General features: G+C 67.0%; 25 protein-coding genes and 1 pseudogene. 9 read left to right on the top strand and 17 right to left on the bottom strand.

The features are described from left to right. Positions 1-31: 31 nt before the first annotated feature. On the top strand, positions 32-856 hold the full coding sequence (locus tag AC5Y46_RS01510) for a phthiotriol/phenolphthiotriol dimycocerosates methyltransferase (protein ID WP_499944584.1): 825 nt from the start codon (positions 32-34) through the stop codon (positions 854-856). An 87-nt stretch (positions 857-943) separates the two neighbouring features. On the opposite strand, the gene lipL is transcribed toward AC5Y46_RS01510, so the two are convergent. From lipL to mutA, 5 genes and pseudogenes are all read right to left on the bottom strand, one after another. Then, entirely contained in the window at positions 944-2,230 is a 1,287-nt protein-coding gene (gene lipL / locus AC5Y46_RS01505; RefSeq protein ID WP_499989826.1) for an esterase/beta-lactamase LipL, read from the bottom strand. A 53-nt stretch (positions 2,231-2,283) separates the two neighbouring features. After that, positions 2,284-3,284 (bottom strand): annotated as a pseudogene (gene meaB, locus AC5Y46_RS01500) (methylmalonyl Co-A mutase-associated GTPase MeaB). Beyond that, entirely contained in the window at positions 3,285-4,568 is a 1,284-nt protein-coding gene (locus AC5Y46_RS01495; protein ID WP_499989825.1) for an Rv1490 family membrane protein, read from the bottom strand. A 12-nt stretch (positions 4,569-4,580) separates the two neighbouring features. Then, positions 4,581-6,890 carry a methylmalonyl-CoA mutase gene (gene scpA, locus AC5Y46_RS01490; RefSeq protein ID WP_499989824.1) on the bottom strand — a complete coding sequence of 770 codons (2,310 nt, stop codon included), beginning with the start codon at positions 6,888-6,890 and terminating at the stop codon, positions 4,581-4,583. Continuing rightward, the gene (gene mutA / locus AC5Y46_RS01485; RefSeq protein ID WP_499989823.1) at positions 6,844-8,703 is read right to left on the bottom strand and encodes a methylmalonyl-CoA mutase small subunit; all 1,860 of its coding nucleotides are present in this window, start codon (positions 8,701-8,703) and stop codon (positions 6,844-6,846) included. The genes scpA and mutA overlap by 47 nt, the downstream gene beginning before the upstream one ends. A gap of 180 nt (positions 8,704-8,883) precedes the next feature. Between mutA and AC5Y46_RS01480 the strand changes: the two genes are divergently transcribed. The 4 genes from AC5Y46_RS01480 (at position 8,884) to AC5Y46_RS01465 (ending at position 11,182) form a co-directional block, all read left to right on the top strand. Next, positions 8,884-9,639, top strand: a complete 756-nt coding sequence (locus AC5Y46_RS01480) for a TVP38/TMEM64 family protein (RefSeq protein ID WP_499989822.1) — start codon at positions 8,884-8,886, stop codon at positions 9,637-9,639. Between the two features lie 32 nt (positions 9,640-9,671). Continuing rightward, on the top strand, positions 9,672-10,541 hold the full coding sequence (locus AC5Y46_RS01475) for a S1 family peptidase (protein WP_499989821.1): 870 nt from the start codon (positions 9,672-9,674) through the stop codon (positions 10,539-10,541). 63 nt (positions 10,542-10,604) lie between these two features. After that, a complete protein-coding gene (locus tag AC5Y46_RS01470) occupies positions 10,605-10,802 on the top strand; it encodes a hypothetical protein (RefSeq protein ID WP_499989820.1) in 198 nt (65 codons plus the stop codon). Beyond that, positions 10,799-11,182, top strand: a complete 384-nt coding sequence (locus AC5Y46_RS01465) for a type II toxin-antitoxin system death-on-curing family toxin (RefSeq protein WP_499989819.1) — start codon at positions 10,799-10,801, stop codon at positions 11,180-11,182. Before AC5Y46_RS01470 ends, AC5Y46_RS01465 begins: the two co-directional genes overlap by 4 nt. A 3-nt stretch (positions 11,183-11,185) precedes the next feature. Here AC5Y46_RS01465 and AC5Y46_RS01460 read toward each other — a convergent pair whose 3' ends face one another. Next, positions 11,186-12,634: an ATP-binding protein gene (locus tag AC5Y46_RS01460; RefSeq protein ID WP_499989818.1), complete on the bottom strand. Its 1,449-nt coding sequence runs from the start codon at positions 12,632-12,634 to the stop codon at positions 11,186-11,188. Continuing rightward, on the bottom strand, positions 12,631-13,362 hold the full coding sequence (locus tag AC5Y46_RS01455; protein WP_499989817.1) for a response regulator transcription factor: 732 nt from the start codon (positions 13,360-13,362) through the stop codon (positions 12,631-12,633). The genes AC5Y46_RS01460 and AC5Y46_RS01455 overlap by 4 nt, the downstream gene beginning before the upstream one ends. 87 nt (positions 13,363-13,449) lie before the next feature. On the opposite strand from AC5Y46_RS01455, the gene AC5Y46_RS01450 reads away from it, so the two are divergent. Both AC5Y46_RS01450 and AC5Y46_RS01445 read left to right on the top strand, forming a co-directional pair. Next, positions 13,450-13,740 carry a hypothetical protein gene (locus tag AC5Y46_RS01450; RefSeq protein WP_499989816.1) on the top strand — a complete coding sequence of 97 codons (291 nt, stop codon included), beginning with the start codon at positions 13,450-13,452 and terminating at the stop codon, positions 13,738-13,740. A gap of 72 nt (positions 13,741-13,812) precedes the next feature. Then, positions 13,813-14,232 (top strand): hypothetical protein, encoded by a 420-nt coding sequence (locus AC5Y46_RS01445; RefSeq protein ID WP_499989815.1) that lies wholly within the window; start codon positions 13,813-13,815, stop codon positions 14,230-14,232. A 135-nt stretch (positions 14,233-14,367) separates the two neighbouring features. On the opposite strand, the gene AC5Y46_RS01440 is transcribed toward AC5Y46_RS01445, so the two are convergent. The 3 genes from AC5Y46_RS01440 to AC5Y46_RS01430 are packed head-to-tail and all read right to left on the bottom strand — an operon-like array spanning position 14,368 to position 16,329. Beyond that, complete coding sequence (locus tag AC5Y46_RS01440) at positions 14,368-14,733, bottom strand: DoxX family protein (protein ID WP_499989814.1); 366 nt, start codon at positions 14,731-14,733, stop codon at positions 14,368-14,370. 9 nt (positions 14,734-14,742) lie between these two features. Then, positions 14,743-15,873 carry an SPFH domain-containing protein gene (locus AC5Y46_RS01435; protein ID WP_499989813.1) on the bottom strand — a complete coding sequence of 377 codons (1,131 nt, stop codon included), beginning with the start codon at positions 15,871-15,873 and terminating at the stop codon, positions 14,743-14,745. A 21-nt stretch (positions 15,874-15,894) separates the two neighbouring features. Further along, positions 15,895-16,329: an NfeD family protein gene (locus AC5Y46_RS01430; RefSeq protein ID WP_499944570.1), complete on the bottom strand. Its 435-nt coding sequence runs from the start codon at positions 16,327-16,329 to the stop codon at positions 15,895-15,897. A gap of 67 nt (positions 16,330-16,396) precedes the next feature. Here AC5Y46_RS01430 and AC5Y46_RS01425 point away from each other — a divergent pair, with 67 nt between their 5' ends. Further along, entirely contained in the window at positions 16,397-17,275 is an 879-nt protein-coding gene (locus AC5Y46_RS01425) for an Rv1486c family protein (protein WP_499989812.1), read from the top strand. 230 nt (positions 17,276-17,505) lie between these two features. Here the strand turns inward: AC5Y46_RS01425 and AC5Y46_RS01420 are convergent, their stop codons facing one another. From AC5Y46_RS01420 to fabG1, 3 genes are read right to left on the bottom strand one after another with little or no spacing between them, the layout of a single operon-like run. Next, the gene (locus AC5Y46_RS01420) at positions 17,506-18,507 is read right to left on the bottom strand and encodes a ferrochelatase (protein ID WP_499989811.1); all 1,002 of its coding nucleotides are present in this window, start codon (positions 18,505-18,507) and stop codon (positions 17,506-17,508) included. 6 nt (positions 18,508-18,513) lie between these two features. Next, on the bottom strand, positions 18,514-19,323 hold the full coding sequence (inhA, locus tag AC5Y46_RS01415; RefSeq protein ID WP_499944567.1) for an NADH-dependent enoyl-ACP reductase InhA: 810 nt from the start codon (positions 19,321-19,323) through the stop codon (positions 18,514-18,516). Positions 19,324-19,346: 23 nt separating this feature from the next. Further along, on the bottom strand, positions 19,347-20,114 hold the full coding sequence (gene fabG1 / locus AC5Y46_RS01410) for a 3-oxoacyl-ACP reductase FabG1 (protein ID WP_499989810.1): 768 nt from the start codon (positions 20,112-20,114) through the stop codon (positions 19,347-19,349). Between the two features lie 66 nt (positions 20,115-20,180). Between fabG1 and AC5Y46_RS01405 the strand changes: the two genes are divergently transcribed. Next, entirely contained in the window at positions 20,181-21,698 is a 1,518-nt protein-coding gene (locus AC5Y46_RS01405; RefSeq protein ID WP_499989809.1) for a hypothetical protein, read from the top strand. 20 nt (positions 21,699-21,718) lie between these two features. Here AC5Y46_RS01405 and AC5Y46_RS01400 read toward each other — a convergent pair whose 3' ends face one another. The 4 genes from AC5Y46_RS01400 to ripB all read right to left on the bottom strand — a co-directional run bounded on the left by AC5Y46_RS01400 (position 21,719) and on the right by ripB (position 25,714). Further along, positions 21,719-22,726, bottom strand: a complete 1,008-nt coding sequence (locus AC5Y46_RS01400) for a VWA domain-containing protein (RefSeq protein ID WP_499944564.1) — start codon at positions 22,724-22,726, stop codon at positions 21,719-21,721. 28 nt (positions 22,727-22,754) lie between these two features. Next, on the bottom strand, positions 22,755-23,666 hold the full coding sequence (locus AC5Y46_RS01395) for a DUF58 domain-containing protein (RefSeq protein ID WP_499944610.1): 912 nt from the start codon (positions 23,664-23,666) through the stop codon (positions 22,755-22,757). A 53-nt stretch (positions 23,667-23,719) separates the two neighbouring features. Beyond that, positions 23,720-24,838: a chaperone MoxR1 gene (gene moxR1 / locus AC5Y46_RS01390; RefSeq protein ID WP_499944563.1), complete on the bottom strand. Its 1,119-nt coding sequence runs from the start codon at positions 24,836-24,838 to the stop codon at positions 23,720-23,722. 150 nt (positions 24,839-24,988) lie between these two features. Further along, on the bottom strand, positions 24,989-25,714 hold the full coding sequence (gene ripB / locus AC5Y46_RS01385) for an NlpC/P60 family peptidoglycan endopeptidase RipB (protein WP_499989808.1): 726 nt from the start codon (positions 25,712-25,714) through the stop codon (positions 24,989-24,991). Positions 25,715-25,722 lie beyond the last annotated feature (8 nt).

Below are 25,722 nucleotides of genomic sequence, written 5' to 3'. Positions count from 1 at the left end.
CGGGGTACCGAGCTCATGCATACTATGCCCCATGTCTGCACCACTCACGCGTACCGAGAAGTTCGTCAACCGGCTGGCCCGCAATCCTGTGCTGGAGAAGGTCGTCTACTGGGGCACCACCAAGAGTGGTTACCGGTTGCTCAGTAGGGCGGTTGCCAGGGACGACGTGCTGTTCCTCAACCTCGGCTACGAAGAGAACCCGCCGATGGGGGTGCCGCTGGACCCTTCCGACGAGCCCGACCGGCTCCCCATCCAGCTGTATCACGCCACCGCGAGCCAGGTGGACATCAGCGGTAAAGACGTGCTGGAAGTCAGTTGCGGGCACGGCGGAGGCGCGTCGTATCTGGTGCGGACCATGCACCCGGCGAATTACACCGGACTGGATCTGAACAACGTCGGCGTCAACTTCTGCCAGAAGCGGCACGTCTTGCCCGGCCTGAAGTTCGTGCAGGGCAATGCCCAGGACCTCCCGTTTCCGGATCAGTCCTTCGATGTCGTGATCAACATCGAGGCCGGACTGCACTACCTCGACTTTCCGAAGTTCCTCAGCGAGGTGACGCGCGTGCTGCGTCCGGGCGGTCACTTCTTGTACGCGGATCTGCGCGACGCCCATGCGGTACCCGAATGGGAAGCGACGCTGGACAACACCCCGCTGCGCAAACTGTCGCAACGGGACATCAACAAAGAGGTTCTGCGGGGACTGGAGCACAATCGGCTGCTCGACCAGATCGCTCGCCGTTTGCCGTTCATGCGCCGCCTGGCAGGGCACATCGTCGGCGGGCCGGGCTCGACGGGCTACCAGCGACTGGAAAGAAACGAGCTGGTGTACCGGTTGTTCAGCTTCACCAAGGATTGATCGGCCAACGGCGGTGCGCTCGCCGCGACCTCCTCTGAGCTGAGAGGACCGCGGCAGCGCCTTTGGTTCCGCCGGGCGGCAGCCGAGCTACCCCGCGACCGCCCCCGGCTCCGAGTACGGCGCCCCCAGTCCGTGCACCGGCCGGTAGCCGCGCTTGCGCGCCTTGGCCGCGCCCTGACGGATCAGCGCGTACAGACCGACGAAGGCGGCGTGGTCGGTGAGCACCAGCGGCGTGAGCAGCCGGTTGTGCACGACGGCGATCGCCAGTCCCGTCTCCGGGTCGGCCCATCCGACTGAGCCGCCGAGGCCCACGTGGCCGAACCCCGGCATCACGTTCCCGATGGGCAGCGCGTGGTAGCCGAGGTGGAAGGCCATCGGCACGAAGATGTTGCGGTCGCGTTGCCTGATCCGCTCCCCGGTCAACCCGGCGACCAGGCGCCGCGACAGGAACCGGGTGCCGTCGACCTCGCCGCCGTTGGCGATCGCACCGTACATCCGCGCCAGCGCCCGCGCGGTCACCACGCCGTTGGCAGCGGGGATCTCGGCGTCCAGCATCGCCATGTTCCCCGACACCGAGGCGATGACACCCGGGAAGTACATGGAGCGGTAGCCGCCGGAGAAGCTATTGGCGATCTTCTGGATCGCGTAGTTGACGACCGGGGTGCCGGCGATGTCCTGCGGCATGATGATCTCGGCGGCGCGGGTCGGCGAGTCGGCCGGCGGCCGGCCGAGGTGGAACCCGTCGGTGCCCAGCGGTTTGGCGAGTTCCTCGCGGAAAAGCACCCGCATGTCCTTGCCGGTGACCGCGCGGGCCAGGCCAGACATCAACCAGCCGAACGTCAGCGCGTGATAGGCGGGTTGACCCAGCAGGCGTCCCGGCGACGCCGCTGCCAGCCGCTCCTCCATCTCGACGTGGTCGAAGATGTTCGCCTGCGTGGCCCCGCGCAGACCCGATAGGCCGGCGGTGTGCTTCATGACGTCGCGGACCGTCATGTCGGCTTTGCCGTTGGCGCCGAAGGCGTGCCAGTACTCGGCGACGGGTGCGTCGTAGTCGATCAGGCCGCGATCGGCCAGGCGGTGGATGACCGTGGCGGCCATGCCCTTGGTTGCCGAGAACACCATGGGAGCGGTGTCGGCCGACCACGGCACGTCGCCGTCCCGGTCGGCCCAGCCCTTCCAGACATCGACGACGGGTTGCCCGTCGAGATAGACGGCCAACGCGCCGCCGCCGAAGCGGTGACCGGGCCACATGGTGGAAAACGCACGAACAACGCAGCCGAAGTGGGAGTCCGCGGCGCCGAACACACCATGCCCTGCGTCAGGGGCATCGTGGGCAGGAACAGCGCGGCGATTGACTCCGATGTCTACCGTCACGAATCCGAATTTACTTCACCCGTCTAACTGCTTGCGGGCAAACCCCGACATATTTACCGATCCGTTAACTCGTCGCTATCCCAAGTATTTGCTGGGCGGCTAACGCGGGAGTCAGCTCGCCCTCGCGAACCCGACGTTCGACGTCGCGGCGGATCTTGCGCACGTCGGGGTTGGACAACACCCGGTCTAGCACGGCGTCACGGACCATCTGCCAGGTCCAGTCGACCTGCTGGTCACGGCGGCGCTCCTCGAACCTCCCGGCTTCGGTAAGTACCGCGCGGTGCTTTTCGACGGTCTCCCACAGCTCGGCCAATCCGGTCGCCTCGAGTGCGCTCATGGTGAGAACCGGTGGCCGCCAAAGCGTTTCGCGCGGATAGATCAATCTGATCGCCCCGGACAGTTCGCGGGCGGCCATCTTGGCGTCCTTGAGGTGCGCACCGTCGGCCTTGTTGACCACCACGATGTCGGCCAGCTCCAGCACGCCTTTCTTGATGCCCTGCAACTGATCTCCGGTCCGCGCCAGGGTCAGCAACACGAACGTGTCGACCATGTTGGCGACCGCCACCTCGGACTGGCCGACGCCCACGGTCTCGATCAGGATCACGTCGAAACCCGCGGCCTCCAACAGCACGACCGTTTCCCGGGTCGCCTTTGCCACGCCACCCAAGGTCCCCGAGGTCGGGGACGGCCGGATGTAGGCGTCGGGGTGCACCGCCAGGCGTGCCATCCGGGTCTTGTCCCCCAGAATCGAGCCGCCGGTACGCGTCGAGGACGGGTCGACCGCCAGCACGGCGACCTTGTGGCCGCGGTCGATCACGTGCATGCCGAGGGCTTCGATGCTGGTGGACTTGCCCACGCCGGGCACTCCGGTGATACCGACCCGGTGAGCGTTGCCTGAATGAGGTAATAGCTCCAGGAGCAGCTGCTGGGCCCGTTCCCGGTGGTCGGCGCGGGTGGACTCGAGCAACGTGATGGCCCGGGGCAGAGCCGCGCGGTCACCGCCGCGGACGGCGTCGGCGAGCGCCTCGACGGTCTCGTTGGATCGCGATGCCATCTAGGGTCTCGCGCCGACGGTGTGTGCGCCCGCAGCGTTGGGCACCCCGAGCGCCGGACCTCCGACGTGGGCGGTATGGCCAATCGGTATGGCAAGCAGAATGACGGCCGCGACGAATATCCGGAACGTTCTTGTCGACGGCGGTTGTTCGAGCTCTGGCCGGTCGATCGCGTACAGGAGGTACACAACGACGACGTCGAAGGTGATCAACACCCACCAGCGCGTCCAGTCACAACCCGTCATGAACAACGGAACAAACGCTGCGAGCGCCAGAACGGGCAGCGCTATCTTGCCGCGCAGCTCACCGAAGAACACCTTCAACGGCACGCCCGAGAAGAATCGGAGCACCCCGATGACGGCGACGAAGATCACCAACCCGAGCAGGAAGGACGCGACGAGTGAGGCGGCGCCGAGTTGCGTCGTACTGCGAACGGCGTCAACGAAATCGAGATCGACCTGCTTGATCACGTTGCAGACGAAATCGTGGTAGTCGGACTTGCTCTCCTCGTGACCCAGGATGAAATTCGCTGTCTTCTCCGGCGAGGCCGAGATCGCAAAGGGGTCGTCGATCATCCGGTGCGGAAGTTGAGCACACAACTGCGGTGCGATGTTTCGTCGTCCCAGCGCTGCGACCAGCAGCGTCGCGAGGAAACCAGGTCCCACCGCCAGACCCGCGTAGATCCACTGCCGCAGCGGCGTTACATCCTTGACCAGCACCAGTATTGCCAGCACAGCCCCGAGCGCGAAGACGATGGGAATCCCTTCGTGCATCAACGCCAGCACCGCGAGTGCGAGCCCATACAGTGCACAAGCGATCGAAGTCGACCGGACGTTTCGGGATGAGCTGAGGTAAATCGCCAACGCCACCAACGCGGCCATTCCCCACAATTCCGGACGCGGCGAAAACAGGTAAAAGGCAAGGGAGAACGGCAAAATCGGGACAAGCAGCGCAAGCATTACCCGACGCTCCGACCGGGTTCCGCTGAAAAGAATCACCCAGACAAGCCCACCGACGGCAATCGCCCATATCACCGCGGGTGCCCACATCACCGCGTAGGCGGCGGTGAAATAGTCGTCGCGGGGAAAGAACTCAATCAGTTGGCCGGCGAGTCCGCGGCGCACGAACCCGAAGCGGTAGTTGACGCCGTAATACGACAACGAATAGATCGCCGTCGAGTACACGGCCACCACGAAGTACAGGCAAACGAGGGTCCACAGACCCAGGCCGACCGCCAATAGGGCATAGACCCGACCGCGCTTGTCAGCGACGGGCGTGTATCTCACCGGAATCGATCCTCAGCCCAGCTCGTACCCCAGGCGCTCGGCGAGCTTGCCTAGCAAGCCGATCGCCGCGTCGGCAATCACCGTCCCCGGCGGGAAGATCGCGGCCGCCCCCGCCTCGTACAGCTCCTCGAAGTCGCCGGGGGGTATGACGCCGCCGACCACCACCATGATGTCGGGCCGGCCGACCTCGGCCAGCGCGTCGCGCAACGCTGGCACCAGGGTCAGGTGGCCGGCCGCCAGCGACGACACCCCGACGACGTGCACGTCGTTGTCGGCGGCCTGGCGGGCCACCTCTTCGGGGGTGGAGAACAGCGACCCGACGTCGACGTCGAAACCGATGTCGGCGAACGCGGTCGCAATCACCTTCTGGCCGCGGTCGTGGCCGTCCTGTCCCATCTTGGCGATCAGGATCCTGGGCCGGCGGCCGTCGGCCTCGGCGAACTTCTCGACTAGTTCAGTGGCTTTGGAAAGCGGGGTGATGTTGTCGCCTCCCTGGATTTCATCACGGTAAACGCCTGCGATGGTGCGGATCTCGGCCTGGTGCCGACCGTAGACCTGCTCCAGCGAATCGGAGATCTCCCCGACGGTGGCCTTGGCCCGGGCCGCGTTGATCGCCAGCGCCATCAGGTTGTTGCCGAGTCCGTCCTCACCGGCCGGACCCTGCGCGCCGGCCGCACGGGTCAGCTCGGCCAGTGCGGCCTCGACGGCGTCGGAGTCCCGATTCGCCCGCAGCTCTTGCAGTTTCGCGAGTTGTTCGGCGCGCACCCGGCTGTTCTCGACCTTGAGCACCTCGATCTCTTGGTCCTCGACCACCTGGTATTTGTTCACCCCGATCACCGGTTGCTGGCCGGAGTCGATGCGGGCCTGGGTGCGGGCGGCGGCTTCCTCGATGCGCAGCTTGGGAATACCTTCGCTGATCGCCTGGGCCATGCCGCCGTGTTCGGCGACCTCTTCGATGTGGGCGCGGGCCTGCTGGGCGAGCTGATGAGTCAGCCACTCCACGTAATACGAGCCCGCCCACGGGTCGATGGGCCTGGTGGTGCCGGACTCCTGCTGTAGCACCAGCTGGGTGTTGCGTGCGATGCGGGCCGAGAAGTCGGTGGGCAGCGCCAGTGCCTCGTCGAGCGCGTTGGTGTGCAGCGACTGGGTGTGGCCCTGGGTCGCGGCCATGGCCTCGATGCAGGTGCGGGCGACGTTGTTGAACACGTCCTGAGCGGTCAGCGACCAGCCCGAGGTCTGCGAATGAGTGCGCAGCGACAGCGATTTGGCGTTCTTTGGGTCGAACTTGGCGACCAGCTCGCTCCACAGCAGTCGCCCGGCCCGCAGCTTGGCGACCTCCATGAAGAAGTTCATCCCGATGCCCCAGAAGAAGGACAGCCGCGGGGCGAACTTGTCGATGTCCAGGCCGGCGTCCAAGCCGGCCTTGATGTACTCCACCCCGTCGGCCAGCGTGTACGCCAGCTCCAAATCCGCTGTGGCGCCGGCCTCTTGGATGTGATAGCCGGAGATCGAGATGGAGTTGAACTTCGGCATTTTGGCGCTGGTGTAGGCGAAGATGTCGGAGATGATCCGCATGGACGGCTTGGGCGGATAAATGTAGGTGTTGCGCACCATGAACTCTTTGAGGATGTCGTTCTGGATGGTGCCGGCCAGCTTCTCCGGCGGCACCCCCTGCTCCTCGGCTGCAACGACATACAGTGCCAGGATCGGCAGCACCGCACCGTTCATCGTCATCGACACCGACACCGCCGACAGGTCGATGCCGTCGAACAACTGCCGCATGTCCAAGATGGAATCGATTGCCACACCGGCCATCCCGACGTCACCCTGCACGCGCGGGTGGTCGGAGTCGTAGCCACGGTGGGTGGCCAGGTCGAAGGCCACCGACAGGCCCTTCTGGCCGGCGGCAAGGTTGCGGCGGTAGAACGCGTTGGATTCCGCGGCGGTGGAGAAGCCCGCGTACTGGCGGATCGTCCACGGCTGGTTGACATACATCGTCGGGTAGGGCCCGCGCACGAACGGTGGCTCGCCGGGAAAGCTGTTGAGCGGATAGCCCGCTTCTCCGGCATCGCGGCGGTCTTCGGCGATGTAGACGGGCTTGACGTCGATGCCTTCCGGCGTCTGCCACTGCAACTGGTCAGGGGTGTACCAGTGGGCCTTCGCGGCCGCCTCGACGTACGTCTCGACCGCCTCCGCGGTGGGCTTGGGCACGGTCCGGTCGCCGGTGAGCGGGATCTCGGCGAAGTTGCCGATTGTGGGGACTGTGGCAGTCACATCAGGCTCCCAACCGGTTGAGCAGATCCGAAAGCGCTTGCACCGCATTGATTTTCATGGTCAGGAACTCGTCGGGCCGATGCTGGGCCTCCCCGACGGCCCTTTCCGGGCCGGCCAGGTACACCCGCTCGATCCCCGCGTCGCGCGCCGCCTTGACGACATCGGACGCCTCCTCGGCGTAGCGCTTGTCGGTGCCGCAGATCACCGCGACACCGGGCGACCCAGCCGCCTCTACGGCTTTGCCGACCCCGGCGGCATCGACGGGTCCCGGGTTGACGGCCTCGATGCCGCCCGAGGCCAGCAGGTTGGTCGCGAACGTGGTCCGGATGTTGTGCTCGGCCAACGGCCCCAGCGGCAGCAGCAGCACTTGCGGCCGGATCTCGTGTTCGGCGAAGTAGGCATCCGAACGGTCGCGCAGCGCCTCGAATTCAGCGGCGTAACGCACGACGTGCCCGGCCCGACCCAACGAATCACCCTGCGGGAGCGGCGCTTCACCGAGGTTGGGAAATTCGTTGACACCGGTGATCGCGACCCGCCGGTGCGCGACGTCGTCGGCTCGTTTAGCGGCCAGCTCGTTCAGCTGATCCTTCAGGTAATCCTGGGCGTCGACGAAGCCGCCTTCGGACTCGATGGACTGGAAGTGCTTCCAGGCTTGCTCGGCCAGCTGTTTGGTGAGGTCCTCGACGAACCACGACCCGCCGGCCGGGTCGAGCACCCGCCCCACGTGGGACTCTTCGAGCAGCAGCAACTGGGTGTTGCGGGCGATGCGCCGCGCGAAACTGGTTGCCGTGCCGGGCCAGCCGCCGGGGATGGCCACGTCGAATGCGTAGACCAGCACCGTGTCGGCGCCACCGACGCCTGCCCCGAAGGCCGCCAGGGTGCAGCGCAGCATGTTCACCCACGGGTCACGCTGGGTCATCATCGGCAACGATGTCTCGGCGTGTACCACCGCGGCGCCGCCGTCCGGGTCACCCGCGACCTCGGCGACGCGCGCCCACAGCTGCCGCACCGCGCGCACCTTAGCCAGCGTCATGAACTGGTCGTCGTCGGCGGCGAGCCGGAAACTGATCTGGCGCAACGCATCCGGAACCGACAACCCAGCTTCGGTAAGCACCCGCAGGTAGGCCACCGCCGCCGCGATCGTGCCGGCAAGTTCCCACGCAGCGGTGGCACCCAAATTGTGGAATGCCGGTCCGTCGACGGCGATGGCCCGCACCCCGTGTTTGCCAGCGGCGCGGGCAGCAACGGCGCACACGTCATCGAGCGGCGCGGCGTTGCGGTCGCTCAGCGACGCGGTCAGCGGGTCGGCTCCCAAATCGACCGACACGGTCGCGCGCTGGTCTTCGGCGACCGCGTCCACCAGCGACAGCATCGCGTCGGCGGCCGCGGCGAAGTCAGCGCCCGCATCCAGAATCACCGGCGCCATGCTCAAGTGCACCCCGTCGAGGAGGGCTCCGAGTTGGGCGGGAGCTACCCCCGACTCCCCCACCCGGATCAGCAGCGCGCTGACCCCTTCCCCGAGCGCGGCGAGCAGAGCCGAGTTCGCCTCGTCGACGGCGAGGCCGGGCAGCGGGAACGCCTCTGCGACCTTCCAACCGGACTTGACGTCGCGCAACGGGTCGGCGCCACGCAGGAACGGCCATTGGCCGGGCAGCGGCGGCTCCGGCAGCTCGTCGAACGCGGTGTAGAGCGGCCTGATCGCGAAACCGTCGTAGGTCGGCGTGTCCAGCCGATGCTCGGGTTCGTCACCCAGCTCGGCCGGGTCGCTGCGGGTGCTCTTGGACAGCACACCGGCGACGGCGTGGCGCCAACGCCCGCGAACCTGTTCTAGGTCCGCCAGCTCGGGTACGTCAATGGACACCGATTGCTCCTGTTTTCCCAGCACCATCGAGTTTGCTTGAGGGATGCAACTCGCAAATCAGGCTAGTTGATCGGGCCCGCAAATCAGGAATCGAGATGCGATTATCGGCGCCAGACTGTGACGCGAAACGCCAGCCGAGGGAAACTCGGTATTCACCTGCACCCCGTACCCTTGGGACCCGTGACAGCTCCCGCCATCTGCAAAAGCACCGATACGGTGCGCGGGTTTGCAGCCGCCGTGCGCGCCGCGGTGCGCGGCACGTCGCTGCCGCGGCTGGTGGCCACCGTGTTGGGAATCACAGTCCTGGTGGCGGTAGCTGTGTGGGTCCCGCTGCCCACCGCGATCGAAATGCGCGATTGGGCGCAATCACTGGGTCCCTGGTTCCCGCTGGCGTTCTGGCTGGTGCACACCCTGGTCACGGTGCCGCCCTTCCCCCGCACCGCGTTCACGATTGCGGCGGGACTGTTGTTCGGGCCGGTGATCGGGATAGCCATCGCGGTGACGGCCAGCACCGCCAGCGCGGTGCTGGCATTGCTGGTGGTCCGCGGGACCGGGTGGCGGTTGTCCCGGCTTGAACACCGGCGCGCGATCATGCGGCTGGACGAGCGACTCGGCGAACGGGGCTGGCCGGCGATTCTGTCGTTGCGCTTCATTCCGGCCGTGCCGTTCGCCGCGATCAACTACGCCGCGGGTGCCTCGGCCGTGCGGGTGATGCCCTACACGTGGGCCACTGTTGTGGGGTTGCTGCCCGGTACCGCCGCCGTGGTGATCCTGGGCAATGCCGTCGTCGGGGACGGCAACCCGTTGCTGATTGCGGTATCGGTGTGCACGGGCGCGCTGGGGCTGGGCGGGCTGGTCTACGAGGTCCGCAAATACCGGCGGGAGCACGCGAAGCCGCACCAGGCGGTCGAGCCGGAGCCCGCGCGCTCGGTTTGAGCGCATCCACCGTTCCCTGAAAGATCGACGTCATGTCGCAGGCGTCCCTGGTGCGCTCGGTCATGTTCGGCGTCGGGGCGTTGGTGTGTCTGATGGTGGCAGCCTGGCCGTTGGCCGCACGTGGTCTCGGTCGCACCTACAGTTGGCGGCTTTCGTTCTTCGCGCTGCTCAGTGCCGCGTCGTTCGTGTTCGCGATGTTCCTGCCCGTCCCGAACAGAGCTTTCCTGCAGCCCGGCCAGCCTCCCATCGTGATCCCGTTCCCGTTGCCGCCGGCCAGCACGATCGGTCCGGGCACCGCGATCGCGGTCAGCTACACCGACGGCAGCGGCGGAATGGCATGTACGGCAGGATTTTTGGTGCGCACCGCGGACGGCCGGACCGGGGTGCTCACCGCCGGTCACTGCAACAAGCCCGGCCAGGCGAGCAAGGTGAGCATCAACTCCGCAGCCGAGTCCTATGTCACCGTGGGCACGTTCGATCAGACCGTCAGCGAAGGAACCCGCGGCGAGGCACACGACATCGGGCTGATCATGCTCGATGCGGACGTGGTTCCGCAGACATCGGCGATACGCGCCTCGATGCCGGTCAGCGGGGTCGCCGAGGAACTCCAGATCGGCCAGCAGTTGTGCAAATTCGGCATGAAGACGGCCCGGGTCGAGTGCGGGCAGGTTACCGACGTCACCGAGAGCAAGGTGGTGTTCCTGGCGGCCAGCCAATGCGGAGACTCGGGCGGCCCGGTCTACCTCATTCGCAAGGAGGGCGCGGTAGCCGTCGGCATCCACATCCGCGGCGGGCGTCCCGACGACCCCAACCCGAGTTGCTCAACTGCCGCAACGTTTTCGGTGGCTGAGCTGGTGCAGCCGTGGCTAGATAGGTGGGGACTGAGCGTGGTGACGGGCTAGCCTGGCACCACATTGGTACCACTGACTGGTACCATAACAGTACTCAATTTTCAGGAGGTTTAGGTGCCGGCGTTGAATGTGGAGTTCTCCGCGGATGAACTGGCGACGGTTCGGGCGGCCGCGAGTGGTGCCGGGACATCGATGCGGTCCTTCGCCAAACAAGCGATCCTCGACAAAGCCCTCGATCGGGAGGGTCGGGTGCGCGCGTTGAGTCAGGAGATAGCGCAGCGATCGGCTGAGCTGAATCGCCGCCTGGCGTGACGGATTATCCGACCACTGACGAGGTTCTGATCGCCGCAGAGTACGCCTGTGGTTTCCGGCCCCTGGTTCGGGATCCCGGTTTGTTCGAATCAGGTTTGATGCGTTCCTCGGCAACGGTTTTCGGATCTGACGCCTACCCCACGATCTGGGATAAGGCGGCAGCCCTACTGCATTCGCTGGTCACGACACAATCGTTGGCGGACGGGAACAAGCGAACAGGTTGGGCGGCATGCTGGTTGTTTCTCGGTCTGAACGGCTATCAATTGTCAACCGACCTCGACGTCGATGCCGCTGAGGAATTCGTGCTTGCAATCGCCGCTAATGAGTTGACTTGGGAACGGATTGCTGCGCGGTTACCCGATTTCGCGGACCCTGCCTGACTGTCAGTCCGGCAGGCTGAGCCGGAACTGCGCACCCCCGTCGTGCGGCACGCACACCACATCGCCGCCGTGGGCTCGCGCCAGCGCGCGGGCGATGGACAGTCCCAGCCCGGCGCCACCGTGATCGCGGCCACGGTGGGCGTCCAGACGGACCAGGCGCTCGAAGATGCGGAAGCGCTCGTCGTCGGGAATGCCCGGACCGGTGTCGGTGACGGTGACGACGGCGGCCGCGCCGTCGGTGCCCAAGTCGACGGTGATCGACCCGCCGTCGGGGGTGTGCCGGCGCGCGTTGTCGAGCAGGTTGGACAGGATCTGCGCCACCCGGACGGGGTCAGCGGCCACCTCGCGCTCCGGCAGACCCGTGCGAAGGATCGAGAGCTGCGGAGCCAGCATGGCGGCCCGCTGCACCTCGGCGTCCACGACCGCGCCCAGGTCGGCGTCCCGCAGATCCAGCGACAATCCGGCGTCGATACGACTCAGGTCCAACATGTCGGCAACCAGACGCCCCGCCCGTCGGGCATCGGATTGCAGGAGAATGGCCCGCCGGTGCTGCGCGCTGGACTCCGGGTCGTTCTCGTGGGCCGCGAGTTGCTCGGCGGCCGCCTGGATGCCCGCGATCGGAGTGCGCAGCTCGTGTGCGGCGTCGACGAGGAACTGCCGGGTGGCGGCTTCGGCGCGTTGCGCGGCGTCGGCCGCCTGCTGAGCACGCGACTCCGAATCCTCCAGCGCATCCAGCATCGTGTCGAAAGCGGTTGCGGCGCGCCCTAATTCGGTGTCGGTTCGGGACGGCCGGAGTCGCTTGCCGCGGTCACCGGTGGTGATGCCCTTGGCCAGCGCGGTCAGCCGGTCCAATGGCCGCAATGCCGTGCGGCTGACCGCGACCAGCAGCAGCGCGGCCAACAGCAGCGTCGCCACACCCGCACCGATCATCAGCTGCCGCAGCTGCCGGGTCACCTGCGTGGTCTGGGTGGTGTCGGCGATCAAGATGAGCCGGGCGCCGTCGGGCAGCGGGTGCACCACCACGGTCGCCGTCGCGTCCGGCAGCGGACCGGGCGGCGGGGGCGGCGGCCTGGGCGGCGCACCCGACGGCATCGGCCCGGGTCGGCGGCCCGGGGGCGGCGGAAAGGGCGGCGGGACCGTGGAACCGGCTTTGGTGTCGGCGCTGATCCCGGGATCGCCGTAGGTGACCCCGTCGGCCATCACCACCAGGGCCCGCACGCTGCCGCCGTTGAGTTGCGCGGCCAGCAGATCCGGGGAGGTGTGCGCGGCGACCAGCGCGTCGGCGCGCGATGTGGCGGCCAGCAGTCGGTCGTGCAGATTGCGCCGCGCCTGGATGCCCAGGCTGACGTCGACCGTCACCCCCAGCACCCCCAACAGCACCGCCAGCAATGCCACGACCAGCAGGATCACCCGTCGCTGCAGGGACGGGGTGGCAGTGACCGCGTCCGTCACGAGCGCTGCTGGGGCTGCAACCGGTAGCCGATGCCGCGCACGGTGTGCAATATCCGGGGTCCGTGCGCCTCGAGCTTGCGTCGCAACCCGCTGACATGCACCTGCACCAGATTCGGGTCATAGGCGTCGTAGCCCCATACCGCATTGAGGATCTGGTTCGCGCTGACGATCCGGCCCCGCTGTTCCATCAGGAATCCCAACAACCTCAGCTCGGTGGCGGTCAGGTCCAGCGGGTGGCCGTTGCGTGCCGCCACGCCCGCATCGTCGTCGAGGATCACGTCGCCCAACTGCACCACCTTGGGCAGCCGTCCCCGGCGTCGTAACACCGCACCTACCCGCGACACGAGTTCGGCGAGCTCGAACGGTTTGACAACGTAGTCGTCGGCACCCCCGTCGAGCCCGCGCAGCCGGTCCGGCAGTCCGTCGCGGGCGGTGATCAACACGATCCCGATGTCGCCCCATTCGCGGACCACATCGATGAGCTCGAAGCCGTCCCGGCCGGGCAACATCACGTCGAGCACCACGAGGTCCGGCCGCAGACCTTCCAGCACCTCTTCCAATCCGTTTCCGTCGCAACGGGTGTCGGTGTGATAGCCGACGTCGGCGAGCGCCTCGCTGACCATCTCCCGAATCGTTTCGGAGTCCTCGACCACGAGCACCCGTGGTGTGCCGACGCTGAACTGGTCGGTCACTCTGCCGGTGCGATCCGCGCGAGTCATGGCCTCCATTGTTCACGCGCTGCTGTTCAGTCGGTTCTCGCCGCACCGGGAGCGGGTTACGCTCAGCGCGCACGAACCGATCAGAGGGGAAGCGAAATGGTCTCGGACGCCTCCAACAAGACCGCTGTCGGACGGCACTCCACGACGGTGGTGGTCGGCGCGGGGCTCGCGGGTGCGGTGCTGGGCGCAGCGGCCGCCTTCGCCGTGACCGGGCTCGTCTTCACGGTTCGCGTTGAACTGCCGCCGCCTCCCTACCCGCAGCTGTCTTCGACACCGACGGTGAGTTTGCCGTCTCCCCCGCCGCCGAGCTCCAGCGCCGTGCCGACCGTCCCGTCCGCTCCGGCGCCGAGCATCGTGCCGGTACCGCCGCTACCCGGGCCACGCTGACTTCTTCAGCTTCGTTTCAAGTTCGACTCCTACCGTCGCGCTCGGCAACAATCCAACGACGCGAGGAGTCACATGACCTCCGACGACACATCCGACCAGACGCCTGTCGTGCCTGCGCCGGTCGTATCTGAGAAACGGCGCTATCCCGGCCGAGCGGTCCTGGGCGCCGGGGTACTCGGCGGCCTGATCGGTTCGGTATTCACCGCGGGCGCGGCCGTGCTGGCGATCACTTTCTTCGGTCCTCCCCCGCCGCCACCGGGCCACGGGCCGCCTCCGGCGGCATCGCACTTCGGCTTCCCGGGACCTGGCGGACCCGGAGCACACGGCCCGCACGGCATGATGCCGCCGCCGCCGTTCCCCGGCGGACCTCCTCCGATGGGGCCGGGTGGACCCGGTGCGCCGGGCTCGCCGGGTGCGCAGCAGGCGCCTGGGCAGGGTCAGTCGCCGTCGCCCTCGGCAGGGCCCAGCGCTTCGCCGACTCCGCCGCGGTAGTGGGCCGTCGCGAGGGTGCGCAAAATGCCGGCCGCACCGGCGTGTCGGTGTACATCTGCGCACCCTCGCGACGCGAGACCAAACTCCCGCCGATACGAGCCGAGCCGCCGCCCGACGCCAGCCGAGCGAGGGGTCTTACGCGAAGCGCGAGGTGTCCGGCCCCTTCACCGTCATCGCGGCGAACACCGTCAGAAACGTCGCCGCCGGCAGTGTGTTGACCACCTTGTCACGTACCCGGATATGTGCGCCGACCGCCAAGATGAAGTACAGCGTCAACAGAGCTGTCGTCAGCCTGGCCAAGCCCGGAAACCGGTTCACCGACGCCAGACCGACCGCGGCGGCAACCTTCACCACCGGAAACACCGGGCGGATGCTTTCCGGGCATTCGACGGTGTCCAACGCCTTCTTGATGGGCGGCACCTGAACCGCACACAACACCGCGTCGACGGCATGGAACGCGGCCAGCCCGGCGTAGGTTTTCGGAGACGTCAAAGTGCTCATCACGCAATCCTATTGGCGCAGTTCCGGCGGCCCGGTCAGCGGGTTGCGAGACAAAACCTCCGTCGCCGGGGTCGGTGCGATCGCCGGACCGTTCTCGGTGGCGAACCAGTCCGCGACCTCGGCGTCGTCGTCATCCGCGGAGTGCTTGGGCGCGTCGTCCACCGGGGACGGCTCGAAGCGGAACACGCCGTCCTCCCCCGGTTTGCCGAGCAGTCTCGTGAAACCCTGTAATGCCGCGTTGAAGTCGCTGGGCACCACCCACACCTTGTTCGCGTCGCCGCGCGCCATCTGCGGCAGCGTCTGCAGGTACTGGTAGGCCAGCATCTCCGGGGTCGGCCGGCCGGCCTTGATCGCGGCGAACGTCTTCTCGATGGCCTTGGCCTCACCCTGCGCCCGCAGGTACGCGGCCGCTCGCTCGCCCTGGGCGCGCAGCACCCGGGACTGCCGGTCGGCTTCGGCGCTCAGGATCGCGGCCTGCTTGGCGCCCTCGGCGGCCAGGATCTGCGAGGTCTTCTGACCTTCGGCCTGCATGATGGCCGCCTGCCGAGTGCCTTCGGCGGTCAGGATCATCGCGCGCTTCTCCCGATCGGCCTTCATCTGCTTTTCCATCGACGCCTGGATCGACGGCGGCGGATCGATGCTGCGCAGCTCGACCCGCGCCACCCGCAGGCCCCAGCGGCCGGTCGCCTCGTCGAGCACGCCGCGCAGCTGCGCGTTGATCTGATCGCGCGAGGTCAACGTCTGCTCCAGGGTCATGCCGCCGACCACGTTGCGCAGCGTGGTGGTGGTCAACTGCTCGACGCCGACGATGTAGTTGCTGATCTCGTAGACCGCCGCCTGCGGAACGGTGACCTGGAAATAGACGACCGTGTCGATGTTCAGCGTCAGGTTGTCCTCGGTGATCACCGGCTGCGGCGGGAACGACACCACCCGCTCCCGCAGGTCCACCCGGGCGCGGATGCGGTCGATGAACGGCACCAGGAGGGTCAGCTGCCCACTGACTGTGCGGCTGTACCGACCCAGCCGCTCGATCACCGCGGCTTCGGCCTGCGGTATCAACGCCACGGACTTGGCCACCACGATGATGGCGAACACCACCAGAACGACCAGCAGGACCAAACCGGCTACCGCACCGTCCACCGGAACTCCTCTCTCGAAACGCTATGCGTTTTTGAACACCACGGCGGTGGCACCGTCGATGTGCACGACGGTGACCGACTGGCCGGGCTCATAGACGTCGCCGTCGTTGAGCGGGCGGGCCGTCCACACCTGACCGTCCAATTTGACCTGACCGGCATCGCTGGCCACCCGGTCGAGCACCAGTGCGCTCTTGCCCTCCAGCGCCTTGACGCCGATCTTCAACCCGGTGTGCGGGGTCAGCCGGCGACGCAGCGGCGGCCGAACCAGCGTCAGCAGCAGTACCGAGACGATCAGAAACACCACACCGTCGACCCAGATCGGCCAGTCCGTCAACCAACTGGCACCGGAGGCGGCCAGCGCGCCGCCGCCGAGCATCAGCAGGAACATGTCGCCGGTCAGGGCCTCCGCCCCGATGAGCACCAAGGCCCCGATGAGCCAGATCAGCGCGACGGGCATGGGCACAGAATACGCGCGATCGGTGACAAACCGCGTCCAAGGCGGCGAGCCATTACACTGCGAGACCATGTGGTGCCCGAGTGTTTCGCTGTCGATGTGGGCCAACGCCTGGCTCGCTGGCAAGGCCGCGCCCGACGACGTCCTTGATGCGTTATCGCTTTGGGCGCCAAGGCAATCCGTTGCCGCATACGACGCCGTCGCCGCGGGCCACACCGGTCTGCCGTGGCCGGATGTGGACGACGCCGGGACGGTTTCGTTGCTGCAGACGTTGCGGGGTGCGGTCGGCCGCGAGGGCCGGGGAACGATCAACGTGGTGCTGCCGGTGCCCGGCGACGTCCGGGGTCTGACCGCGGGGACCCAGTTCGAGCGCGACGCGCTCGCCGCCGGCGAGGCGGTGATCGTCACGAAGGCCGACGACCCCGGCACCGCGATCGGACTCGTCCCCGAATACTCCTACAGCGACGACGACGAGACCGAAGAGCCCGAACTGTGCGCGCTGACCTGGATGGTCTACTCGTTGCCGGGCGCGCCGATGTTCGACCATCACGAACTGGGAGATGCCGAATACACGCTGCGGTCAGCGGTGCGCTCGGCCGCCGACGCGCTGAGCTCCATGGGCCTGGAATCGGCCAGCGGCGTTGACAATCCGCGCGGACTGGTCGAGCAGATGCTGGAATCTGCACGGCAGCACCGGATTCCCGATCATGCGCCGACCCGCGCGCTGCGGGTGCTGGAGAACGCGGCACACGTCGATGCGATCATCGCGGTCAGCGCCGGACTGAGCCGTCTGCCTGATCGCGGGACTGCCGCACCGGAAATGACGGGGACGCAATCATCTTCGGAAGGACAGATCGCCAACGATGCGCTGCGCCCGCTGAGCGCCGTGGTCCGCTCGGCACGGATGGCCGCGGTCACCGCGATTCTGCAGTCCGCCTGGACGGACTGAGCGGCGTCCGCGAAGTCGCCCGTGGGCAACGTATGGGTGCTTTACGTCTGCACGGTGAATCCTTGGCTTTGAGTGTGAATCAACGGCTTTCGTTGTGAGCTCAGGGCGGGAAACCGGGCGCAATCCCACCCAGGCTTCACGCGCAAGACCTAGGCTTCACACTCAAAACCCAGGCTTCACACTCAAAACCCAGGGCTCACGCCCAAAGCCCAGGCCTCGCGCTTGAGCGGCTAGGTCGCCGCGCAGTGCGGTGGCCGGCACGGCTGGCCGTCTCGACTGCCCAGGCATCCCGGGACCGGGTCGGCGCCGGTGACGCGCGCGGGTTCGCGGCCATCGCGTAGTTCGTCGATCAAATCCGCTGCCAGCCGGGCGAATCGGCGGTCTGCGTTGGGCGTGGCGGCGCGGGCGAACGTGACACCGAGAGCGTCGGCCTCCAGGCGTAGTTCGTGGTCGAGATCCCACACCACTTCGATGTGGTCCGCGACGAAGCCGATGGGACACACGATTACGGACTTGACACCGGAAGCGGACAGCGCAGCGAGGTGATCGGCGACGTCGGGCTCGAGCCACGGAACCTGCGGCGGGCCCGACCGGGACTGCCACACTACGTCGTAATCCCTGAAGCCCGCTGCCGCCGCTACAAGCCTTGCGGCATATCCGATTTGGCGGCTGTAGAGATTCGGCCCGCACCGCTGGTCGGCGGCGATCGGGATGGAATGCGCGGTGAAGATCAGCCGGGCATCCGGTGGCACGGTGTCGGCGGCGGCGACGACGGCGTCGGCGAACATCTCCACGAACAGCGGATGGTCGAAGTACGTTCTCAGCTTGACCAACTCGGGCGCCTGCGGACCGGCCGCCTCCCGCGCCCGCGCGATGTCCTCGACATACTGCGTGCAGCTGGAGTAGCCACTCCACGCCGACGTGGTGAACACCGCCGCCCGACGAACGCCGTTGTCTCGCATGAGTTTTACTGTGTCTTCGACGTACGGCTGCCAGTTGCGGTTGCCGAAGTAAACGGGCAGCGGCTGCACGGTTTCCAATTCGGCGATCAACGCGCGGTTGATGCCGTTGATCGGGGACACACCGCCGAAATGGTAGTAGTGCTCGGCGACGTCATCGAGCCGCTCCGGCGGCACGTTACGTCCGCGGGTGACGTTCTCCAGAAATGGGCGAACCTGTTCGGGCGCTTCCGGCCCACCGAAAGACAGCAGCAGGACGGCGTCGAAGTTCATTGTGTCCTAGAGCAATTGGGTATGAGCGCCGCCGTCGGCGAAGATGATGTCACCCGTGGTGGCCGGCAGCCAATCGGACAGCAGCGCGCACACCGTCTTGGCGACCGGCGTCGGGTCTTTCATGTTCCAGCCGACCGGAGCGCGCTGATCCCAACCGTCTTCGAGCAACTGGATCTGGGCGCCTGCCTCTTCGCCCAGCGCGCCGCCGACGATCGCGGCCATCGCCAGCGTCCGGATCGGGCCGGCCGCAACCAGATTCGACCGCACGCCGTGCTTGCCGGCCTCGCGCGCCACGAACCGGTTCACCGATTCCAGGGCACTCTTGGCGACCGTCATCCAGTTGTATGCCGGCATGGCCCGGCTCGGGTCGAAGTCCATCCCGACAATCGAGCCGCCCTGGTTCATGATCGGCAGCACCGCTTTGGCCAGCGAGGCATACGAGTACGCCGAGATGTGGATGCCTTTGGAGACGTCCTCATAAGGTGCGTCGAAGAACGGGTTGATCCCCATGCCGGACTGCGGCATGAAGCCGATCGAGTGCACCACGCCGTCGAGTTTGTTGCCCTCGCCGATCACCTCGACGACCCGGTCGGCGAGGGTGTCCAGGTGCTTTTCGTTCTGGACGTCGAGTTCGATCAACGGCGCCTTCTCCGGCAACCGGTCCGCGATGCGCTGAATCAGCCGGAGTCGGTCGAATCCCGTCAGCACCAGTTGCGCGCCCTGCTCCTGGGCGACCCGGGCGATGTGGAACGCGATCGACGCGTCGGTGATGATCCCGCTGACCAGGATTCGTTTGCCTTCGAGCAGTCCTGTCATGTTTGTCCTTTTCCCTCTGACCCTCAGTGCCCCATACCCATGCCGCCGTCGACAGGAATGACCGCGCCGGCGATGTAACTCGCATCCTCGGAGGCGAGGAAGCTGACCACCCCGGCGACTTCCTCGGCGGTGCCGACCCGTTTCGCCGGAATGAAGTCCAGCGCGCCGGCCTGGATCCGCTCGTCCAGCGCCCGGGTCATCTCGGTGTCGATGTAACCGGGTGCGACCACGTTCGCCGTCACCCCGGCCTTGGACAGTTCCCGCGAGATCGAGCGGGCCATGCCGATCAGACCGGCCTTGGAGGCGGCGTAGTTGGCCTGGTTGCCGATCCCCCAGCTGCCCGAGACCGAGCCCACGTAGATGATCCGGCCGAACCGCTTCTTCTGCATGCTGCGCGAGGCGCGCTGGGTCACCCGGAACGCCCCGGTGAGGTTCGCGTCGATGACCTTCTGGAACCGCTCCTCGGTCATCCGGATCAGGAAGGCGTCCGCGGAGATCCCGGCGTTGGATACCAGCACCTCGACCGCACCCTGATGCTCCTCGACCTCTTTGAAGGCGCGGTCGACGGCGTCGGTGTCGGTGACGTCACAGACGACCCCGAACAAGCCCTCGGGCACCCCCGATCCGCGGTGCGTGACGGCGACCTTGTGTCCATCGGCGGCCAGTCGCTGCGCGATGGCCAGCCCGATCCCCCGGTTTCCGCCGGTGACCAGCACCGATCGGGACACGAAAGGGGGTTTGCCCCCGTTAGCCGCGGGCTCGGATGCGAGTTCGGTGGCTGCTCCTGTCACCCCGCCAACTTATCGCCCCGCCACGATTTCTCTGCAATCGGCTCGGCTGCTTACGATCGGGGCTGCATGGCCGACCCGTCGACCCCTACCAACGCACCGTCCGCCCGAGCGATCTTCGCCGCTTGCGGCGGCGGTTTGCTGATTCTGCTGTTGTTGCGCAACTCAGACCTGTTCACCCGCGCCATCTACGAGGCCGGGGATCCCGCGTCGAACTCGATGCTCACCATTCAGGCCAAGCACTTCTCCCTGTTGACCGGCCACTACTCGAGGGTCGGTTTTCACCATCCGGGACCGGCGTACTTCTACCTGCAGGCCGCCGGCGAATGGCTGCTGCACGACGTGCTGCACGTGGTCCCGGCGGCTTACAACGGCCAGGTCGTCGCGGTCATGGTGCTCAACGCGGCGTTGCTGGGACTGGCGCTGACGATTCTGTACACCTGGCTCGGCTCGTCGTGGGGCGTGCTCGCCGCGGCCGGCGTCGCGCTGATCTTCCTGGCTGAGCACAAGCAACTGGTCTGCTCGACCTGGATCCCGCATGCCTGCTTCGCGCCGTTCGTGTTGCTCCTGTTCGCGGCCGCTTCCGTGTCGGCCGGGCGGCTGCGTCATCTGTGGATCATGGTGCTGGCCGGCGGCCTGCTGGTGCACGGGCACGCGGAGTTCCTGGTGCTGGTTCCGCTGCTCGCGGTGGTCGCGCTGATCCCGCAGTGGCGCAATTTGTCCACCCACCGGCGTGAGGTTTTCATTGCCGCGGGCGTGCTGGGGATCTTCTTGCTGCCGATCGTGCTGAATTGGCCCGGGGAGATCCCGAAGTACATCGAGTACGGGCATCGTGCGCCGAACCCGCCGCTGGACGCGGCCAAGTTCCTTGTGCAGTTCTGGGGTCCCAATCCCGCGCTGGGCACGCTGTTCTTGATCGTGTTGTTCGTCGGGAATTTCTTCCTGGTCCGCGCTTTGGCGCGCCTCGACAGTGACGATCCCCACGAATTCTCCCGGCACCTGTTGCGGGTGGCCGCCGCGGCCACCGTGCTGTTCGGGTTGTACTGCTGGTACGGGGTGGATCAGCTCTTCGCGTCCTACATCGGGATCTTCTCCTACGCGCTGCCGCTGACGTTGCTGATGCTCGGATCGTCGGCACTGGTGGTGCTGACTACCGCGCGGCGTCACTCCTGGATACGACGACTGCCGGTCGGTGTCGTAGCGGTGGGCCTGGTGCTGGCCCTGACCACCCCCGGATTGCGCAGGGATCACGACGATCTGGCCGGGGTGCCCGCCGCCCTGAGCTACATCGACGCCCACGCCCACGGCCGACCGGTGCTGCTGGAGACACGCACCGACGAATCGTGGGCGGACGCGCTCGCGTTGGCGTTGGCGGTCAGCCGGGACGGCAAGCGCGCCTGCCTGACTCAGGACCGCTGGCGGTTGCGGACCACCACCGAGTTCATGTGCACGCCACAGGAATTGGCGGATGGGGCACGGTTCACGCTCAGTCGCGTGCTACCGCCGCCGCCGGGCACGCCGATCGTGCCGAATCTCAATCCGATCCCGGCGTCGTATCCGCCTTCGGCGGTCATTGCCGCCGATTAGCCGGTCGCCGAGTGGCCTGACTAGGTCGGCAGGCGGCGGTTGATCAGCAACGCCGCCAGCGCCGCCACCGCCAGCACCAGCGCGCCGAGCCGCAGCCAGCCCACGCTCGCGTCGCCCTTGATGGTCTCGTAGCCGATCTGCTGCTGCAGCGAGGAGTAGACCGCCTTCAGCTCAGCCAAAGTGGCTGCGTTGTAAGCGTTTCCACCCGAGAGCTGCGCGACCTTCTTCAGGGTCTCGTCGTCCACCGGCACCGGCTGACGCTGGTCGTTGATCTCGACGAACCCGTACGGGGTGCCGAACGAGATCGTCGAGATCGGCACACCCTGGTCCTTGGCGGTCCGCGCGGCGGTGAAGGCGCCCTTGGGGTTGTCCGGGTTGGTCGGCATCGTCTCTTTGCCGTCTGAGAACAACACGATGCGCGCCGGCGGCGGCGTGTCACCGCCACCGATCACCGCACCGACGGTGGCGATGGCCTGCAGGGCGGTGAAGATGCCCTCCCCGGTGGCGGTGCGGTCGGCGAACTGCAGCTTGTCCAGCGCGGCCTTGGTCGCCTCGCGGTTGGTGGTCGGCGACACCAGCACCGTCGCGGTACCCGCGTAGGCGATCAGTCCGAGGTTGATCCCGGGGGTCAACTCGTCGGCGAACTGCTTGGCGGCCACCTGCGCGGCGACCATCCGGTTGGGTTCGACGTCGGTGGCGCGCATCGACTGCGACACGTCGATCACCAGCATCACCACCGCGCGGTTACGCGGGATACGGACATCGTTGGTCGGCCCTGCCATCGCGATCGTCAACAGCACCAGCGCGCCCACCAGCAGGATCGCCGGGACGTGCCGCAACGGCGAAGGACGTTTGGGCGCAACGCTTTCCAGCAATTCCATGTTGGCGAATCGCAGCATGCGCCGCTGCCGCGCCAGCTGCAGCACCACATACAGCGCGACCAGGCCGGCCACGACAAACAGGAACAGGAAGAACCACGAATGTTCGAAGCCCGTCAGCGACATCGGGCCCAGCAACGGCAACTTCATCACAAACCCGTCATAGTCAGTCTGTCCGTCACCGACGCCCCGCCATCGCGCCGCGGCGGCGGTTGGAGACGAAACGGACGATGTCGGCGATCCAGTCACGGTCGGTGCGAAGCGTCATCACCGGCGCACCGCAACCGCGGATGGTGCGGGCCACGTCGGCGCGATGCGACGCCGCGGCCCGGGAGAAATCGGTCTGCAACTGCGCGTCGATGGTGAACTCGCGAACCGCACCCGACTCGGCGTCCTGCAACACCACGTCCCCGATGTCGGGCAGTTCCACATCGCGGGGGTCGAGCACCTCGATGGCCAGCACCTCGTGCCGGGCCGCGATCGCCCGCAACGGACGCATCCAGTTGATCGGTCCCAGAAAGTCGCTGATGATCACGGCCATGCCGCGACGGCGTTCCGGTCGGCGCAATGCGTCGATGGCTGCGGCCAGGTCGCCGCGCACACCCACTGGCGCCTTGGGGGTGGTGGCGATGGTGCGCAACAAGGTCTGCACGTGCTCGCGGCCGGCCCGGGCCGGCACCCGAATTGTGTTCTGGCCGTTGGAGACCAGCGCACCGATCCGGTTGCCGCCGCCGACGTTGAGATAACAGATGGCCGCCGCGGCGGCCACGGCCAGATCGCGCTTCTCGCAGACCGAGGTTCCGAAATCCAGGCTGGCCGACATGTCGACTACCAGCCAGGTCTCCAGTTCGCGGTCGGCGATCATCTGCCGGACGTGCGGATGGGTGGTGCGGGCGGTGACAGCCCAATCCATCCGGCGCACGTCGTCACCGGGTTGGTAGATCCGCGACTCACCCGGTTCGCTACCCGGTCCCGGGATCAGGCCCAGGTGATCACCGTGCAGAATGCCGTCCAGCTTGCGGCTGACGGTCAACTCCAGGGTGCGTAGCGCCGCCGACAACTTCGGGTCGTCGATGGTGCCACGCATCATCGAGGGCGGATGACGCACCGCGGATTTCTTGTCCGCGGCGGGTTTCGGGTCGGTCACCGACCGCCAGCCGCCACGGTGGCACCCTGCATCACCGGTGCGACCGAATGTCCTTGTTGCGGAACGGCATTAACCTGCGGCAGCGCGACCGTCTGCAGCACGCGGTTGATGACGGTCTCCGCGGTGATCTCGTCGGCGAGGGCGTCGTAGGTGAGCACCAGACGGTGGCGCAGCACGTCGGGAATGACGTCGATGATGTCCTGCGGAATCACGTAGTCGCGCCCGCGCACCAGACCCAGTGCCCGCGACGCGGCGATGATGCCCAGCGAGGCACGCGGGGAGGCGCCGAACGCGATCCAGGTCTTGACGTCGTTCATCCCCAACTGCTCGGGGTGACGGGTGGCCATCACCACGCGGACCACGTAGTCGACCAGCGCGTGGTGCACGAAGCTGTTGGCCGCGACGTTCTGCAGCCGCAGCAGGTCGCCGGTGTTGAGGATCTGCTTGGGCTGCGGCGGGGTGACACCCATCCGGTAGATGATCTCGCGTTCCTCTTCGGGCGTCGGGTAGCCGACGTTGATCTTGAACAGGAAGCGGTCGCGCTGCGCCTCGGGCAGCGGGTAGACACCTTCCTGCTCGATCGGGTTCTGCGTCGCCATGACCAGGAACGGGTTGGGCAGCGGGAACGTCTTACCGCCGATGGACACGTGGCGCTCGGCCATCACCTCGAGCAGCGCCGACTGGACCTTCGCCGGCGCACGGTTGATCTCGTCGGCCAGCAGGAAGTTGACCACCACCGGGCCGAGTTCGGTGTCGAACTCCTCTTTGCCCTGGCGGTAGATGCGGGTACCGACGATGTCGGTGGGCACCAGGTCGGGGGTGAACTGGATACGCGCGAAGGTCCCGCCGACCACCCGGGCGAAGGTCTCGACCGCCAGCGTCTTGGCGACCCCGGGAACACCTTCCAGCAATACGTGACCTTTGGCGAGCAGACCGACCAGCATGCGCTCCACGAGCTGGTCCTGGCCGACGATGATCCGCTTGACCTCGAAGATGGCCCGCTCCAGCGTGTGTACCTCGGCGGCCAGCCCGTCGGCCCCGCCGCCGTGCGCCTCCTGGGTGGGTGGGCCCGAAGGGGCACCCTGGCCCGGGAAACCGCCACCTGCTGTTGTCATCAATAACCCTCCAGCTCATTCGGACACGACTGCCGTCACGACCAATGTCGCGGGGCAGCGACGTGCCCGCGTTCAACTATTCCAGGCGTCCTGGGATCCGTCGACGTCACCGGGTTCGCTGGCGGGCTGGGGTTGCCCCGCCTGTTCGGCTCAGTACTCGATGATCCTAGTCAGATAAGGGGTCATGCCGGGCTTGCGCACCGGGCTGATGGTGACTTTGCCGGCCAGGCTGGACGCCTCCAGCATTTGGCCGTTGCCCAGATACATGGTGACGTGCTGGCTGCCGTTGGGACCGTAGAAGATGAGGTCGCCGCGCCTGGCTTCGTTCTGCGGAATGTGGCGTCCGGCGTTGTACTGGTCGCCGGAAAAGCGCGGAATCAGCACCCCGACGCCGGCGAAGGCGTAGCGCATCAGACCCGAACAGTCGAAGCCGTTGGTGCCGGCACCGGAATCAACGCCCTTGCTGGGGCCCTCCAGCGACCCGCCTCCCCATGAGTAGGGCACGCCCATCTGCGATCCGGCGCGGCGAATCACGTGTTCGATGGCCTGACGACCGTTTGCCCGCGGAATGCGGCTACCGCTGGTGTTGCCGGCGGCGGGCGCGGCCGGGCCGCCCAGGTTGATGCCCAGCCCGCTGAGAAATTGCTGACCCAGGTTCAGGGTGGTCTGGGTGGCTTGCGCGGTGGCCTGCAGCGAGGCGTTGGCGACGGCCAGCGGATCGCCGGGAGCACCGGCGCTGATCGCGGCCGGCAGGGTCGGATCCCACTCGCCCTCAGCTGCGGCGGGCGGCGCCACAGCGATCACGAGCCCGCTCACCAACCCCAGAATCAACGGGGTGATCCAGGCTAGGGACAGATGAAATCGCTTGTGGCGCATGTGACCTC

The sequence above is a fragment of the Mycobacterium sp. NGS59 genome (assembly GCF_059812345.1).
The sequence above is the reverse complement of the archived record's forward strand: the minus strand, read 5'-3'. Positions and strand labels throughout refer to the sequence as shown.

Coding starts and splice junctions, on each gene's coding strand:
- AC5Y46_RS01445 (WP_499989815.1), top strand. CDS start 13,813: ATGACCTCCGACGACACATCCGACCAGACGCCTGTCGTGCCTGCGCCG.
- scpA (WP_499989824.1), bottom strand. CDS start 6,890: ATGCGGTGCAAGCGCTTTCGGATCTGCTCAACCGGTTGGGAGCCTGAT.
- AC5Y46_RS01475 (WP_499989821.1), top strand. CDS start 9,672: ATGTCGCAGGCGTCCCTGGTGCGCTCGGTCATGTTCGGCGTCGGGGCG.
- AC5Y46_RS01430 (WP_499944570.1), bottom strand. CDS start 16,329: ATGCCCGTCGCGCTGATCTGGCTCATCGGGGCCTTGGTGCTCATCGGG.
- AC5Y46_RS01450 (WP_499989816.1), top strand. CDS start 13,450: ATGGTCTCGGACGCCTCCAACAAGACCGCTGTCGGACGGCACTCCACG.
- AC5Y46_RS01440 (WP_499989814.1), bottom strand. CDS start 14,733: ATGAGCACTTTGACGTCTCCGAAAACCTACGCCGGGCTGGCCGCGTTC.
- AC5Y46_RS01420 (WP_499989811.1), bottom strand. CDS start 18,507: ATGAACTTCGACGCCGTCCTGCTGCTGTCTTTCGGTGGGCCGGAAGCG.
- inhA (WP_499944567.1), bottom strand. CDS start 19,323: ATGACAGGACTGCTCGAAGGCAAACGAATCCTGGTCAGCGGGATCATC.
- AC5Y46_RS01510 (WP_499944584.1), top strand. CDS start 32: ATGTCTGCACCACTCACGCGTACCGAGAAGTTCGTCAACCGGCTGGCC.
- AC5Y46_RS01395 (WP_499944610.1), bottom strand. CDS start 23,666: ATGATGCGTGGCACCATCGACGACCCGAAGTTGTCGGCGGCGCTACGC.
- ripB (WP_499989808.1), bottom strand. CDS start 25,714: ATGCGCCACAAGCGATTTCATCTGTCCCTAGCCTGGATCACCCCGTTG.
- AC5Y46_RS01400 (WP_499944564.1), bottom strand. CDS start 22,726: ATGAAGTTGCCGTTGCTGGGCCCGATGTCGCTGACGGGCTTCGAACAT.
- moxR1 (WP_499944563.1), bottom strand. CDS start 24,838: ATGACAACAGCAGGTGGCGGTTTCCCGGGCCAGGGTGCCCCTTCGGGC.
- AC5Y46_RS01455 (WP_499989817.1), bottom strand. CDS start 13,362: ATGGAGGCCATGACTCGCGCGGATCGCACCGGCAGAGTGACCGACCAG.
- AC5Y46_RS01405 (WP_499989809.1), top strand. CDS start 20,181: ATGGCCGACCCGTCGACCCCTACCAACGCACCGTCCGCCCGAGCGATC.
- AC5Y46_RS01425 (WP_499989812.1), top strand. CDS start 16,397: ATGTGGTGCCCGAGTGTTTCGCTGTCGATGTGGGCCAACGCCTGGCTC.